This window comes from candidate division KSB1 bacterium, from assembly GCA_034506395.1.
GTDB lineage: Bacteria > Zhuqueibacterota > Zhuqueibacteria > Thermofontimicrobiales > Thermofontimicrobiaceae > Thermofontimicrobium.
Genome location: JAPDPQ010000059.1, coordinates 1 through 15345, shown reverse-complemented (window position 1 = coordinate 15345; position 15345 = coordinate 1). Strand labels below are relative to the sequence as shown.

Annotated in this window: 12 protein-coding genes and 1 tRNA gene; all 13 read right to left on the bottom strand. The window is 47.5% G+C overall.

What is annotated here, in order from left to right; genetic code table 11:
- Nucleotides 1-114, bottom strand: a 114-nt coding sequence (locus ONB37_19940) for a GTP-binding protein (protein ID MDZ7402434.1), incomplete at its 3' end; no start/stop codon positions are given.
- 46 nt (nt 115-160) lie between these two features.
- Nucleotides 161-2245: an elongation factor G gene (fusA, locus tag ONB37_19935; GenBank protein MDZ7402433.1), complete on the bottom strand. Its 2085-nt coding sequence runs from the start codon at nt 2243-2245 to the stop codon at nt 161-163.
- 139 nt (nt 2246-2384) lie between these two features.
- Nucleotides 2385-2858, bottom strand: a complete 474-nt coding sequence (gene rpsG, locus ONB37_19930) for a 30S ribosomal protein S7 (protein ID MDZ7402432.1) — start codon at nt 2856-2858, stop codon at nt 2385-2387.
- Nucleotides 2859-3030: 172 nt separating this feature from the next.
- Nucleotides 3031-3405 carry a 30S ribosomal protein S12 gene (gene rpsL, locus ONB37_19925; protein MDZ7402431.1) on the bottom strand — a complete coding sequence of 125 codons (375 nt, stop codon included), beginning with the start codon at nt 3403-3405 and terminating at the stop codon, nt 3031-3033.
- Nucleotides 3406-3652: 247 nt separating this feature from the next.
- Nucleotides 3653-7900 (bottom strand): DNA-directed RNA polymerase subunit beta', encoded by a 4248-nt coding sequence (gene rpoC / locus ONB37_19920; GenBank protein ID MDZ7402430.1) that lies wholly within the window; start codon nt 7898-7900, stop codon nt 3653-3655.
- A 355-nt stretch (nt 7901-8255) separates the two neighbouring features.
- Nucleotides 8256-12062: a DNA-directed RNA polymerase subunit beta gene (gene rpoB, locus ONB37_19915; protein MDZ7402429.1), complete on the bottom strand. Its 3807-nt coding sequence runs from the start codon at nt 12060-12062 to the stop codon at nt 8256-8258.
- Between the two features lie 111 nt (nt 12063-12173).
- Nucleotides 12174-12554 (bottom strand): 50S ribosomal protein L7/L12, encoded by a 381-nt coding sequence (gene rplL / locus ONB37_19910; GenBank protein ID MDZ7402428.1) that lies wholly within the window; start codon nt 12552-12554, stop codon nt 12174-12176.
- Nucleotides 12555-12691: 137 nt separating this feature from the next.
- Nucleotides 12692-13222, bottom strand: a complete 531-nt coding sequence (rplJ, locus tag ONB37_19905) for a 50S ribosomal protein L10 (protein ID MDZ7402427.1) — start codon at nt 13220-13222, stop codon at nt 12692-12694.
- A gap of 30 nt (nt 13223-13252) precedes the next feature.
- Nucleotides 13253-13954, bottom strand: a complete 702-nt coding sequence (gene rplA, locus ONB37_19900; protein MDZ7402426.1) for a 50S ribosomal protein L1 — start codon at nt 13952-13954, stop codon at nt 13253-13255.
- Between the two features lie 38 nt (nt 13955-13992).
- Entirely contained in the window at nt 13993-14418 is a 426-nt protein-coding gene (gene rplK, locus ONB37_19895) for a 50S ribosomal protein L11 (protein MDZ7402425.1), read from the bottom strand.
- Between the two features lie 7 nt (nt 14419-14425).
- Nucleotides 14426-14983, bottom strand: a complete 558-nt coding sequence (gene nusG / locus ONB37_19890; GenBank protein ID MDZ7402424.1) for a transcription termination/antitermination protein NusG — start codon at nt 14981-14983, stop codon at nt 14426-14428.
- Between the two features lie 9 nt (nt 14984-14992).
- A complete protein-coding gene (secE, locus tag ONB37_19885) occupies nt 14993-15175 on the bottom strand; it encodes a preprotein translocase subunit SecE (protein ID MDZ7402423.1) in 183 nt (60 codons plus the stop codon).
- A gap of 41 nt (nt 15176-15216) precedes the next feature.
- Nucleotides 15217-15293: transfer RNA gene (locus tag ONB37_19880), tRNA-Trp, on the bottom strand.
- Between the last annotated feature and the right edge of the window lie 52 nt (nt 15294-15345).

Here is a 15345-nt window from a genome sequence, read left to right as displayed (position 1 = left end):
TCGCGCTAACGTGTGCGTAATCGCCGCCACCAACGTCGTCTTCCCATGATCCACATGCCCTATCGTCCCTATATTCACATGCGGCTTCGTCCGCTGAAACTTCTCCTTCGCCATGACTCAATCCTCCATTAAAAAAATCGTTTCTTTTTCTCAAAATCCGTTACTTAAAGGAATAGGTTCCAGCCATCATTTGCTGGATTCGCTCCTCGGGTAACCGCTCATAATGCGAAAATTCCATGGTATGAGTGGCTCTTCCCTGGGTCAAAGATCGTAACATGGTCGTATATCCAAACATCTCGCTGAGTGGAACGGTGGCCGAGACAATTTGTAAATTCTTCCGCATCGTCATCTTGTTGATCTTGGCGCGCTTCGAATTTAGAAAATTAATCACTTCTCCGAGATATTCCTCGGGGACCGTCACATCCACTCGCATGATTGGTTCTAATAAAACTGGATTCGCTTTTTCTGCTGCACTGCGAAATGCCATGGAGGCAGCAATCTTGAAAGCGAGCTCCGTAGAGTCCTGCTCGTCATAGCTGCCGTCAACCAGTTTCGTCGTCACATCGATCATCTGGTAGCCAAGCAACACCCCTCCAACCATTGCTTCTTTAATCCCCTCAACGATCGGATGAATAAATTGTTTTGGGATCTTTTCGCTGGATACCAGATTATCAAATTTAAAGCCACCACCCATCTGGTTCGGCTCAATTTCCAAGACCACATGAGCAAATTGATTTTTGCCCGCAATTTGTTTAAAAAATCTTCCTTCGGCCCGGGCAATTGTAGTGATCGATTCCTTATAAGCGACTTGCGGCTTGCCCACATTGGCCTTCACTCGAAACTCGCGCGTCAGCCGATCGACGATGATATCGAGATGAAGCTCGCCCATCCCAGAGATGATCGTCTGCCCGGTCTCCTCGTCGTTTTTTACCAGAAAAGTTGGGTCTTCATCCGCCAATCGGGCCAGCGATTCGACCAATCGGTCTTGGTCCGCCTTCGTCTTTGGCTCGATCGCCACAGAAACCACTGGTTCAGGGAACTTCATGCTTTCGAACGCGATGGGATGTTTGTCAACACACAGCGTGTGCCCAGTTTTTGTGGTCCGAAATCCAGTAATAGCTACAATTTCTCCACTGTGCACTTCTTTCAAATCATCCCGTTTGTTGGACGACATCAATAAAATTCGTCCAATCCGTTCGTGTTTGCCAGTATTGCTATTATAAACACTTTGTCCAACCCGCGCCATTCCCGAATAGACGCGGATATATACCAGTTTCTCAACGAATGGGTCAGTGGCAACCTTAAATGCCAACGCACTGAAATGCTCATCATCCGAAGCTTGACGCCGTTCTTCTCGACCGGTTTTTGGATTAACCCCTTTCACCGGCGGAATATCCAAAGGTGAAGGAAGATAATCGACGATTGCATCGAGTAATGGTTGAACACCTTTATTTTTCAGCGCTGAGCCGCATAAAACTGGTGTCAACTTTACCGCAATGGTGGCTCGTCGAATCGCGGCTTTGATATCGTTCGCCTCGATGGGAGCACCTTCAATGTATTTTTCCAAGATGGCGTCATCATGCTCGGATAACACTTCCAGCATCTGGCTGCGATACTCAGCCGCGCGTTGCTGGTATTCGGCTGGAATCTCAAGCGTTTCGACCTTCGCACCCAAACTGAATTCATCGAATACCAAATATTTCATTTGAATCAAGTCGATAACGCCGCTGAATTGGTCGCCCTCTCCCACTGGGATTTGAACCATTAATGGAACTGCGCCGAGATGGGTCTTGATCATATCGACCGCATTGAAAAAATCGGCGCCAATTCGATCCAGCTTGTTGATGAAAGATATTCTCGGGATATTGTAATTATCTGCCTGACGCCATACTGTTTCAGACTGAGGTTCGACCCCACCAACACCACAAAACACCGCCACTGCCCCATCCAGTACTCGCAGACTGCGCTCCACCTCAACGGTGAAATCTACATGACCCGGGGTATCGATAATGTTAATTTGATGGTTCTTCCATTGGCAACTGATCGCTGCTGCGGTAATGGTGATGCCGCGTTCTTTCTCTTGCGGCATCCAATCCATGGTTGCAGTCCCTTCATCCACCTCACCAATCCGATGGACTTTGCCAGTGTAATATAAAATTCGTTCTGTGGTCGTTGTCTTGCCCGCATCAATATGAGCCATTATCCCGATATTTCGGATCTGTTCCAGCCTCCTATTTCCAGACATAAAAAACTCCACTAAACATGTTTAGAGAGTTCAATCGGGTTTTAGTCATCGCTCTCTAAAGTTGTGGAGAAGATAAATGATGGAGCGGATGAAATGACTGATTTCGCGACTTCAGAGCGACGGTCATTTCACCATTTCTTCATGACCAGCGAAAATGAGCGAAAGCCCTATTAGCCTCCGCCATTTTGTGGGTATCTTCTCGTTTCTTAATTGATGCGCCTTCGTTATTTGATGCAGCAATCAGTTCTGAAGCCAATTTGTCCGCCATGGTTTTTTCATGACGGGCCTTAGCGAAGCTGATAATCCATCGGATTGCCAACGCCTGTCGTCGACTTTCGCTCACTTCTACAGGCACTTGATAAGTGGCACCTCCAACACGGCGCGATTTCACCTCCAAAATCGGCTTTACATTATCCAAACCCTTATGAAAAATTTCCAGACCATTTTTGCCGGTCCGTGCTTCGATCTTTTCAATGGCATTGTAAAAGATCTTTTCCGCAACGCTTCGCTTCCCACGCTTCAGCAAGCTATTAATAAACTTCGTTACCACAATGCTATTATATTTAGGGTCTGGCAGGACTTCTCTAGCAACAACTTTCTTTTTTCTCGACATAATTTTTCACGGTTATTTCTGATTAGCAACTATCCAATTTATGCTTCGCAAAATCGCCACAACCCATTGGCGCTTTGCTATTTATATAGGTGCTTGGTTTGCGACTGATCCATCGTTATCGCGTTCGCTTTGCGTTTTTTAGAAAGTTAACGCATCAACTTGCTGGATAGAATCAGCTCTTTTTCTTCTTAGTCCCGTACTTGGATCGGCCTTGTTGACGATCCTGAACACCAGCAGTATCCAAAACGCCTCGAATGATATGGTAGCGCACCCCTGGCAGATCCTTTACACGTCCTCCTCGAATTAGTACAATCGAGTGCTCCTGCAAATTATGGCCCTCGCCAGGGATGTATGCGGTGACTTCAAAACCGTTCGTCAAACGAACGCGAGCCACTTTGCGGAGCGCTGAGTTGGGTTTTTTAGGCGTAGTGGTATAGACGCGAGTACATACCCCGCGACGTTGCGGCGCCCCTGTCAATGCCGGCGCCGATGTTTTCTTAGTAACTTTCTTCCGACCTAATCTGACTAGTTGATTAATTGTTGGCAATCTCTAACTCCATTTTTTGGGATGCAAAATATAAAGAAAAAATATTAAAATAGCAATGTTTTTTTTTACCATCGTTAATTTTTTGAAACCTGCTACATTGTGCTTGAACGAAAACTCAGCTTCCTATCATTTCAGCCCTTGGTTAGGGGAGAGGAATCCGTAAGAGCAACAATCTCAAGACCACCAGATCCCTCACTTTGTTCGAAATGACACGTTTAGTTCAAATTCCATTGTCTTCGTTTAGGCACTACATAGTTAGCTCTTCAGCCTTTGTCGCGTCCTCGGGCTTTGCTGGCTCTTTTGGAGGTTCCTCTTCCTCCATCGGGCTATAGACCTTTATCTTCTTATATTTGCTCAGCCCGGTCCCAGCGGGGATCAGGTTTCCCATCACCACATTTTCCTTGAGTCCTCGCAGATAATCAATCTTGCCTTCAATCGAGGCATCTGTCAATACGCGCGTGGTCTCCTGGAACGATGCAGCAGAAATAAAGCTTTCCGTAGTCAATGAAGCCTTCGTAATTCCCAATAGCAACGGCTGGAACGTGGCAGGACGTGCTGGCCGCGCTTTAGCCGGCGTTTTCTTCGCTTTTGTCAGCTTCTGATTCATGCGGTCAAATTCGGTCCGCGTCATCAGATCGTTGACCTTCACATCAGCATCCCCAGGATCTGTGATCACAACCATCCCGCGAATCTTATTATTTTCCTCCTGAAATGTCAGTCGGTCCACCTGATCTCCAGGTAGGTAATAGGTATCACCAGGATCCTCAACCTTGATCTTCTGGAGCATTTGACGGACGATCACCTCGATGTGCTTATCATTGATCCGGACGCCCTGAAGCCGATAGACCTCTTGGATTTCGTTCACCAGATATTCCTGGACCTTATTGGCGCCCATGATATTCAGAATATCATGCGGAGCAACAGAACCTTCACAGAGTTTCTCTCCAGCTTCGACAAAATCGCCGTCATGAACCAGAATATGTTTCCCATACGGGATCTGATAAACCTTCTCCTCCTGACCGTCGCGCGATGTCACCGTGATTTTTCGGACTCCACGACGGATTTCACCGAATTTGACGCGACCATCGATTTCGCTTACAATGGCAGGCTCTTTGGGGCGACGAGCTTCAAACAATTCCGCCACGCGGGGCAAACCACCCGTGATGTCCCTTGTTTTCGCGATCTCGCGCGGGATCTTCACCAGATAATCGCCTGCTTTCACCATATCACCCTCTTTCACCTGGATCGAGGCTCGAATTGGCAGAATATATGAGCTCAGCTCGTTGCCCTGTTCGTCCACGATCCGAATCTGTGGACTTAAACTTCGGTTGCGCGACTCGATCACCACCCGCTGCCGCAATCCCGTCGCTTCGTCAGCCTCTTCGCGATAAGTAACGTTCTCAATGATATCAATAAATTCAACGCGGCCGGAGTGAAATGCTAAAATTCCGGTCACATAGGGATCCCATCGGAACATGACCTGCCCCTTCGTGACCCGATCATTTGCTTTCACCAAAATCTCAGCGCCATAGGGGACAATGTAGACCGATAGCGTCCGATTATCATCATCAAGCAGTTTGATTTTTCCGTTCCGGGCAATTGCTATATAGTAGCCTTCATTGCGTTCCACATAACGGAGGTTCTCATAGACGACGATCCCATCCTGTTTCGCAGTAGCCTGGGACTGAGCGGCAATTCGAGCAGCAGTACCACCGATATGGAACGTTCGCAGTGTGAGCTGTGTCCCCGGTTCTCCAATAGATTGTGCCGCCATGACACCTACCGCTTCACCGATATTGACCAGTTTTCCAGTGGCCAGATTTCTGCCGTAACAGAGGCGACAAACGCCTCGCTTGGACTCGCAGGTCAATACTGAACGAATGTTCACGGTCTCAATGCCGGCGTTATAAATGAGATCTGCTGTCTCCTCGTCGATGAGCTTGCCTGCTTCAACTAATACATTGCCTTTTTCATCGAACACGTCCTCAGCAGCCACACGGCCCAAAATTCGATCACGCAACGGCTCAATGACTTCCTCACCCTCTTTGAGATCGCCGATCCGCAATCCCAAAATGGTCCCACAATCCTCTTCACTGATGATGACATCCTGAGCCACATCCACCAGGCGACGCGTGAGATATCCAGCGTCAGCCGTTTTCAGCGCGGTATCGGCCAAACCTTTCCGAGCCCCGTGTGTGGAAATGAAATATTCCAACACGGTCAGTCCTTCCTTGAAATTGGACATGATGGGATTCTCAATAATCTCGCCCATCTCACCGGTCATCTTTTTCTGCGGTTTAGCCATTAAGCCACGCATCGCTGCCAATTGACGGATCTGCTCTCGGGACCCCCGAGCGCCAGAGTCAGCCATCATGTAGATCGGATTAAAGCCGTTATCGGCTTTCTTTAATTTTTCCCACATGGTCTCAGCCACATCGCTGGTGGTATGCGTCCAGATATCGATGATCTTATTGTAGCGCTCCCCATCAGTGATAATCTGATTCTCATACTGCTTCATGATCTTCTCAACTTCGGCCATGCGCTTCTGCAAGATCTGCGGCTTTTCCTCTGGCGTAATGACGTCGTCCATGCCGATGGTAATACCACCCTTCATGGCATAATAAAAGCCGAGTTCCTTGATCTTATCCAAGAAAACCGCCGTGACCAAGTTTCCCAACTTGCTATAGATATTGGCAACTATCTCTTCTAATCGTTTCTTGGTCAGCAGTTCATTGATATACTCGATCCCCTCTGGGACGATCTGATTGAAAATCACTCGTCCTGTGGTGGTTTCGATCAATTTGCCATTCATCCGCACCTTAATTTTCGCATGAAGCCCGACCGCTTTATTTTCATAGGCCAGGAGAACCTCTTCAGGACTAGAGAACATTTTGCCCTCTCCGAGATCCCCGGGTTTCGCTTTTGTCAAATAATAACATCCGAGCACCATATCCTGGCTGGGAATGGCAATGGGACGACCATTTGCCGGGGAAAGAATATTATGGGTCGATAGCATCAGAATCTTGGTCTCGACCTGGGCGTAAAACGACAACGGAATATGAACTGCCATTTGATCCCCGTCGAAATCGGCATTGAACGCCGCGCAAACGAGGGGATGAATCTGAATGGCTTTTCCTTCAATAAGAACTGGCTGAAATGCCTGAATGCCCAATCGGTGCAACGTCGGGGCACGGTTCAACAAGATAGGATGATCTTCGATGATCTCCTCAAGAATCTCCCATACTTCGTTGCCCCGTTTTTCAACCATCTTTTTGGCGCTCTTCACCGTCTTTACCAATCCACGCGAGACCAGTTTGCGAATCACAAACGGTTTGAACAGCTCCAACGCCATTTCCTTAGGAAGGCCGCATTCGTGCATCTTTAATTCGGGACCAACAACGATTACAGAGCGGCCTGAATAATCAATTCGTTTGCCTAACAAATTCTGACGGAACCGACCTTGTTTTCCGCGCAGCATATCGGACAACGACTTCAGAGCCCGATTCCCATCGGATCGAACAGCCGCAGCCTTGCGCCCATTATCGAACAACGAATCCACCGCTTCTTGCAGCATTCGTTTTTCGTTGCGCAAAATCACTTCCGGGGCCTTGATCTCCAGAAGCTTTTTCAGACGATTGTTTCGAATGATAACGCGGCGATAAAGATCGTTCAAATCCGAAGTCGCAAAGCGACCACCTTCTAATGGGACCAATGGCCGTAGTTCTGGAGGGATGACTGGGATAACAGTCATCACCATCCATTCTGGCTTGTTCTCTTTGTGAAACCGGCTTCGCTTGAACGCCTCAATCACCTTCAGCCGTTTCAAAGCCTCATTTTTGCGTTGAATCGAAGAATCCACTAGAATCTGATGCCGAAGCTCCTCAGACAGCTTATCGATATCGGTCCGCTTGAGCAGATCTAAAATGGCTTCCCCTCCGATCTTTACGATAAACCGCTCTTCCTCTGGCACCGACTCGTCAGTGATTTCTGGGAATTCACTGATGATCCTGAAATATTCGTCTTCACTGATCAATTCTTTGGGCTTTAAACCAGTTTTCCCAGGTTGAATGACCACATATGATTCATAGTAAATAATCTTTTCCAGCTCGGCCATACTCATTCCCAAAATATAGCCGATCTTCGATGGAAGCGATTTCCAATACCAAATATGAACCACTGGCACAGCTAATGTTATATGCCCCATGCGTTCGCGACGAACGCTTTTCATGGTCACTTCAACACCACAGCGATCGCAAATAATCCCTTTATATCGAATCCGCTTATATTTTCCACAATGACATTCCCAATCGCGAACCGGACCAAAGATCTTTTCGCAAAAAAGACCATCCTTCTCCGGTTTGAACGAGCGATAATTGATCGTCTCGGGCTTGGTCACCTCTCCATGGGAACGCTCAAGAATCTTATCCGGCGACGAGAGGTTGATCGATATCGCCGTAAAATTCATCTTGCTGCTCATTTCGGGTCGTAATGACATCATCGAGGGATTATCCCCTTCCTTTCCACAATAGATTATGTTTTGTGAACCTCATTTTTATTCCAAAACGGATTGCAACCAATCCACTTAATGATTTCTTCAATTCATCCAGCGATTCAGCAGATCAATTGTCGAAATCGATTATCGGCTCTGCTCGATTTCACATTCAACCATTGACAACCTATTTCCAAGGACATGTTCATTTCCGGAGATTGCGGCTCGCTAAAACCAACGCTTGGTCCGAAACAGTGCTCAAATCGATTTAGATGATTGATCTGACTGACGAGCCAATTCCTCATCAACTCACAAAAACCCTGGAGTTGATCAGATGCTTGGCGTGGAGGATAAATGGGACTTAGGGACGACCATCTTTGATATCCAGGAGTTCAACATCCAACCCCAATCCCATCAGCTCTCGAATCAATACGTTGAACGATTCTGGCAGTCCCGGTTCTGGCAAATTATCCCCTTTCACGATCGCCTCGTAAACCTTGGAGCGACCTCGAACGTCATCCGATTTGACCGTAAGGATCTCTTGCAAGGTATGAGCTGCGCCATACGCCTCAAGCGCCCAGACCTCCATTTCGCCGAACCGTTGGCCACCAAATTGGGCTTTGCCCCCCAAAGGTTGCTGAGTGATCAGCGAGTATGGTCCAATGGAACGCGCATGAATTTTATCTTCCACTAAATGAGAGAGCTTCATCATGTAAATGTAGCCGACTGTGACTGGGTTATCGAACGGCTCACCTGTTTGCCCGTCATACAGGATGGTTTTGCCGCTCAATGGTAGACCAGCTTTCTCCATCTCCTTCCGAATTTCCTCTTCGCTGGCGCCATCGAACACCGGAGAAGCGTAACTGAGGCCAAGCATTTTCGCCGCCCAACCCAAATTGGTCTCCATAATCTGGCCCAAATTCATTCGCGACGGCACCCCCAAAGGATTGAGCACCACATCCACGGGAGTCCCATCCTCCATGAACGGCATATCTTCGACGGGGACGATCTTGGCGACTACACCCTTGTTTCCGTGCCGGCCTGCCATCTTATCGCCCACCATGAGTTTTCGCTTTTTGGCAACATAGACTTTGGCCAATTGAACGATACCTGGCGGCAATTCATCACCAACAGTGATCTTAAACTTTCGGGTCTCATATTCCTCGTCTAATGCTGCCAGCCGCTCATAATATTTCTCTAATATTTCACTGATCAGCTTATTGCGTTCCTCATCTTCCACCAGTGGCTTGGTCAGGTCCAGTCGGTCAAAGTCGATCTCGGCCAAAGCCTCTTTCTTCAGAATGGCTTTCGCCCGAATGACCACCTTTCCCGTTTCAATATCACGGATTCCAGCAGACGATTGACCGTCCAAAACCGTGATCAGCTTACTGTCTCTCAGGCGTCGGATGCGCTGCTTCTCAGCAGTGAGCCATTGTTCCAGCTCTTCGGTTTTCTTTTTATCTTGTCGTTTCGTTTTCGCGTCCCGCTTCTTTCGCGAGAACAATTTGGTATCGATCACCACTCCTTTAAGTCCTGGGGGCGCTTTCAAAGACGCGTCTTTGACATCGCCTGCCTTCTCACCAAAGATCGCCTTCAAAAGCTTTTCTTCTGGCGTTGGATCTGTTTCGCCTTTTGGGGTCACTTTACCAACCAGGATATCGTTCTCTTTGACCTCGGCTCCAACGCGAACAATCCCGTTCTCATCCAAATCTTTTGTGGCCTCTTCGCTAATATTGGGAATCTCACGGGTCAGTTCTTCTTCGCCCCGTTTGGTATCGCGCACTTGAAGCTCAAATTGTTCAATATGGATGGAAGTGAAAATATCTTCCTGAACAATCCGCTCAGAGATCACAATGGCATCTTCAAAATTATAGCCCCGCCACGGCATGAAAGCCACCAGGACATTTTTGCCTAACGCCAATTCTCCACCCTGAGTGGCACATCCATCCGCAAGAACATCCCCTGCTTTCACCCGATCTCCAGCTTTCACGCATGGGATCTGATTGATACAAGTATCCTGGTTGGTCCGAACAAATTTATCTAATTCATAGCGATCAAATTCATCCCGATCAAAGTCCAATAATCTCTGCCGATCGAGCTCTGAAGTGTTGGGGTCTTCGGTGCAGCGAACTACGATTTCATTGGCTGAGACCTTTTCCACAATCCCATCGTGTTTGCATATGATCAGGGCACGAGAGTCTCGGGCGACCTTCTCTTCCATTCCGGTCCCAACCAGCGGCGCTTCAGGCTTGAGCAACGGTACTGCTTGGCGCTGCATATTCGATCCCATCAAAGCCCTATTGGCGTCATCATGCTCGAGGAAAGGGATCAACGACGCGGCCGCAGACACCATCTGGGTCGGAGAAACGTCCATATAATTCACCATATTGGGGGAGACCAATGGGAAATCTCCCTGCCTCCGAACTTGGACACGTTCCTCCAAAAACCGGCCTTCGTCGTCAATGGGGGCATTCGCTTGAGCGATATACAGTTGTTCCTCATCATCAGCAGATAGATATTCGATCTCGTTGGTCACACGGCCGTTTACCACTTTCCGATAGGGGGTTTCGATGAAACCAAGTTCATTGATGCGCGCAAACGTCGTCAATGACGAGATCAGGCCGATATTGGGACCTTCTGGGGTCTCGATGGGACACAGTCGACCATAATGGGTATAATGAACATCACGCACTTCAAAACCAGCGCGCTCGCGCGTCAATCCACCAGGACCCAGCGCTGAAAGACGACGCTTATGGGTCATCTCTGCTAATGGATTGGTCTGATCCATAAATTGGGACAACTGGCTGGTACCAAAAAATGTATTGATCACCGACAGGATCGTCCGCGCATTGATCAGATCCTGGGGAGTCAGGTTCTCATTTTCCCGCAGATTCATCCGTTCCTTAACCGTCCGCGCCATTCGCGAGAGGCCAACGCTCATCTGCGCCGCCAGTTGTTCACCCACAGTCTTGATACGTCGGTTGCCAAGATGATCGATGTCATCAGGGGAACGCTTGCCATTCCGCAGATCGATTAAATATTTGGTGATGGCAATAATATCATCCCGCGTCAGCACCGTGATGTTGGGGTTGATCTTCAGGCCCAGCTTTTTATTTAATCGATAACGCCCCACATCGCCCAGATCGTACCGCTTCGGATTGAAAAACAGCCGATCGACCAATGCTCGCGCCGTTTCAATATCTGGTGGATCACCCGATCGCAATTGCCGATAGATCAATGTGAGAGCTTCTTCCTCAGATTTAGATGGGTCTTTGCTGAGGGTGTTATTCATCACCTCAGGCGAGAGCGTTCCGCTCTGCTTTAAAAATTTGATGCTGGAGATATTGGTTTCTCGGAGCCGGAGCAATGCGTCTGCATCGAACACAGAGCCGCGCTCCAACACAATCTCACCGGTCTCATAATCGATCACGTCAAGCAGAACGGTTCGGCCGATATATTCCTCAATTTTGGGGTCATTGAGTTGAATCTCTTCCACCATGTCAAACAACTGGTACAGTTGCAGATCTGATGAGTAGCCGAGCGCACGAAGCAAGGTGGTCACAGCGAATTTTTTCCGTCGATCAATATAGACGTACATGACGTCATTGATGTCCGTCAAAAATTCCAACCAAGACCCACGGAGCGGAATGATTCTGGCCGAATACATTTTGGCCCCGTTCGGATGCTTCATCTCATCAAAAAACACACCAGGCGAGCGATGCAACTGGCTCACCACTATTCGCTCAGCCCCGTTAATGATAAACGTGCCCCGATTGGTCATGACCGGAATATTGCCCAGGTAGACCACCTGTTCGATCGTATCGCTGATCTCTTCGCTGCCACTATCAGGGTCTTTAATCGATAGGCGCAATTTCGCTTTCAGCGGAACTGAATAGGTGCCACCCCGTTCCTGGCACTCTTTAACCGTATATTTCGGCTTTTCGATATAATAAGCGACAAACTCGAGGATGAAATTCTCTCGGCTGTCAACTATTGGAAAAATACTGTTAAAAACCGCCTGTAACCCTTTGTTCTCCCGCTTTTCAGGATCGACATCGGGCTGCAAAAATTCTTGGAACGATTGCAATTGGATATTGAGCAAATCCGGCAATTCTGCAACTGATGCAATTTTTGCAAATGACTTTCTGTTCTTTTTTGTCATCAGCATGAAGAGACTAACCCCTTTGCTATTATTGGCTTTTAAAAATGAAAATATCTTCAACCGATGGAATACCTTGCTGGCTGAAGAAGATTTGTCATGGTAGAAGCTGCGCGATGGCTACTTAATTTCAACCGTGGCGCCAACTTCTTCAAATTTCTTTTTGATCGTCTCAGCTTCTTCCTTAGAAACGCCTTCTTTAATTGGCTTCGGGGCTGAATCGACCAGGTCCTTGGCTTCTTTTAATCCAAGCGAAGTGATTTCACGGACCACCTTAATGACCTGGATTTTCTTGTCGCCGACATTGGAGAGAATCACGTCGAATTCGGTCTTTTCTTCAGCTTGAGGCTGAGCCGCCGCCGCTGGACCAACACCCGGCATTGCCACCGGAGCCATGACAGCCGCTTGCGCCGAAACACCAAATTTATCCTCTAATGCTTTGATCAATTCAACCAATTCCAACACGGTCAAATTTCCAATCGTCTCGACGATCTTACTCACACCATCGCCGCCTTTTTTCGCAGCAGTTTTTTTCGCTGGAGCAGCCTGTTCCTCAACCGTTCGAGTTTCCACCTGAGCGCTGCTTTCTTGTAATTCGGACATCTTTTATCCTCCGTAAAAATTTACTGTGTACAAGTCTAATTGTCGACTTTTGTTTCTCGTTGCTTTTGAATTTCAGATAGCACGACAACCAATGAGCTTAATAAATTGTTCAACACTCCCACGAAATTTCTCAATGGGGCAGAGAGCATTCCGATCGCCTGGGCTTTGATCGTTTCAGGGCTCGGCAATTTGGCGATCTGCTCAATGTAGCTCTTATCATAAACTTGATTATCGAATACACAAGCTTTCAGCCCAAGCTTTTCATTTTGTCGATGATAATCGAACAAAATCTTCGCGCCCTGAATTGGATCTGCCAAACAAAACGCCAGAGCAGTCGGGCCAGTCAGATATTTGCCTAACTCCGACAACCCTACACGATCCAAAGAAATCCGCGCCAATGTATTTTTGACAACGGTAAATTCCACTTTTGATTCTCGTAGCTTGCTTCGTAAATCGCTGATCTCCGCGACATTCAAGCCCTGATAATCTGCCACATAAACCCCAGACGCCGATTTGAGCTTCGCTACGATCTCTTCCACTTTTTGCTCTTTTTCTGGTTTAGCCATTGACTAAGATCCTTCTACTATATAAACCCACTACTTCAGTTCATCTAATAAAGCTGCCCGATCCAATCTAATTCCAGGCCCCATAGTAGTCGATAATGACACAGCCTGCAGATACTGTCCTTTTGCAGTGGGAGGCTTGAGCCGTAATACCGTCTCCAAAAATGCCTTGATGTTCTCTTTAATTTTTGTCACCTCGAAAGAAATCTTCCCAACTGCTACATGAAGGATGCCATTACGATCCACGCGAAAATCGATCTTGCCGGCCTTGGTTTCTCGCACCGCTTGGCCCACATCGAAAGTAACCGTCCCGCTCTTTGGGTTGGGCATCATGCCCTTTGGTCCTAGTATTTTTCCGAGCTTTCCTACTACGCTCATCACATCTGGAGTGGCAATGATCACATCACAATCCAACCAACCCTGTTGGATTTTTTCAATATATTCATCCAACCCCACGTAATCTGCCCCTGCATCCAGCGCTTCTTTCTCTTTAGCTCCCTTGGTCAATACCAAAACCCTGACCGTTTTTCCAGTCCCATTGGGCAATGTTACCGTACCACGGACCATTTGATCAGCGTATTTTGGATCGACTCCCAGATTCACTGCCACTTCGACGGATTCATCGAATTTCGCGCTGGCAGTGGATTTCAACAGCGCAATAGCCTCATCCAGAGTATATGCTTTGCCTTTTTCGATTTTACCAGCAGCTTGTATGTAACGTTTGCTTCGCTTCATTGTATCTCCAACATATTCGATAATGGAGTGATCCTATCTTACCCTTCAATCGTTATTCCCATGCTCCGGGCTGTTCCCTCGATCATTTTGATCGCACTTTCGATTGTAAACGCATTGAGGTCTTTCATCTTGAGTTCAGCGATCTCTCGCACCTGAGCACTGGTCACCTTGCCAACCTTCTTGCGATTTGGCTCGCCGGAACCTTTCTCTAAGCCAGCGGCCTTTTTCAATAGCACAGCAGCGGGCGGTGTTTTTGTAATAAAACTAAACGACCGATCCGCATAGACAGTGATGATCACGGGGATAATTAAACCCTTCTGATCCTGAGTGCGCGCATTAAATGCCTTGCAGAACTCCATGATGTTCACCCCGTGCTGTCCCAACGCTGGGCCGACCGGGGGTGAAGGATTGGCATTGCCTGCTGGCACCTGCAATTTGATTGATCCAATGACTTTTTTTGCCATATGAAATTTATTTCTCCAATTCTACCTGTAAAAAATCCAGCTCGACCGGGGTTGATCGGCCAAAAATGCTGACCATAACTTTCACTTTGTTTTTCTCTTCGTTCACTTCTTGAACTACGCCAGTAAAATCGGTAAATGGTCCATCAATCACTTTGATGGGATCACCCACTCGAAACGGGACATTCAAGAACTCCCGGCTTTTTGCCTCATCTACACGCCCCAAAATTCGTTTCACCTCGTCGGGACGGAGTGGTTGCGGCTTATTTTTAGAGCCCACAAAACTGGTGATACCCGGTGTATTTGAAATTAAATACGAGGTCTCAACATCTAGCACCATCTCAATCAATATGTAACCGGGGAAAAAAATTTTGCTCTTGGTCTTTCTTTTGCCATCTCGCATCTCAGTGATGTTTTCTGTCGGCACCAAAATGTTGCTGATCTTATGCTGAAGCCCCAATCGACTCACTTCGCTCTCCAGATAAGCTTTCACCTTGTTCTCATGACCCGACAGGACATGCACCACATACCATTTTTTCTCTTGATCTTCCAAAGCCTCACATACCATTAAATTTTTCTAATAAATGATTTTCAACAGCCCCTCAAGAACCTTATCAGTTAACCAGATAAATACGGATAGAACGATGGTCAGAACAATGACGATAATGGTTGTCCCTTTGAGCTCATCACGGCTCGGCCAGCTTACCTTAGCCATTTCTTGTCTGACTTCTTGCAAAAATCTATTGATCTTCTCAAACATTGTTTGTTTTCGGCTCCATTCAATCAATCGTCTTCTGATATTGGCAGGCCAGGAGGGACTCGAACCCCCAGCCACCGGTTTTGGAGACCGGTGCTCTAGCCAATTGAGCTACTGGCCTGACTCAATTAACGAGTTTCTTTATGCATCGTATGTTTGTTGCAGAACCGACA

What these genes read in the sequence shown, in the direction of transcription:
- rplA (MDZ7402426.1), bottom strand. Translation starts at nt 13,954, where the DNA reads ATGAAGCGAAGCAAACGTTACATACAAGCTGCTGGTAAAATCGAAAAA.
- rplK (MDZ7402425.1), bottom strand. Translation starts at nt 14,418, where the DNA reads ATGGCAAAAAAAGTCATTGGATCAATCAAATTGCAGGTGCCAGCAGGC.
- fusA (MDZ7402433.1), bottom strand. Translation starts at nt 2,245, where the DNA reads ATGTCTGGAAATAGGAGGCTGGAACAGATCCGAAATATCGGGATAATG.
- nusG (MDZ7402424.1), bottom strand. Translation starts at nt 14,983, where the DNA reads ATGGTATGTGAGGCTTTGGAAGATCAAGAGAAAAAATGGTATGTGGTG.
- rpoC (MDZ7402430.1), bottom strand. Translation starts at nt 7,900, where the DNA reads ATGTCATTACGACCCGAAATGAGCAGCAAGATGAATTTTACGGCGATA.
- rplJ (MDZ7402427.1), bottom strand. Translation starts at nt 13,222, where the DNA reads ATGGCTAAACCAGAAAAAGAGCAAAAAGTGGAAGAGATCGTAGCGAAG.
- rpsG (MDZ7402432.1), bottom strand. Translation starts at nt 2,858, where the DNA reads ATGTCGAGAAAAAAGAAAGTTGTTGCTAGAGAAGTCCTGCCAGACCCT.
- rpoB (MDZ7402429.1), bottom strand. Translation starts at nt 12,062, where the DNA reads ATGCTGATGACAAAAAAGAACAGAAAGTCATTTGCAAAAATTGCATCA.
- secE (MDZ7402423.1), bottom strand. Translation starts at nt 15,175, where the DNA reads ATGTTTGAGAAGATCAATAGATTTTTGCAAGAAGTCAGACAAGAAATG.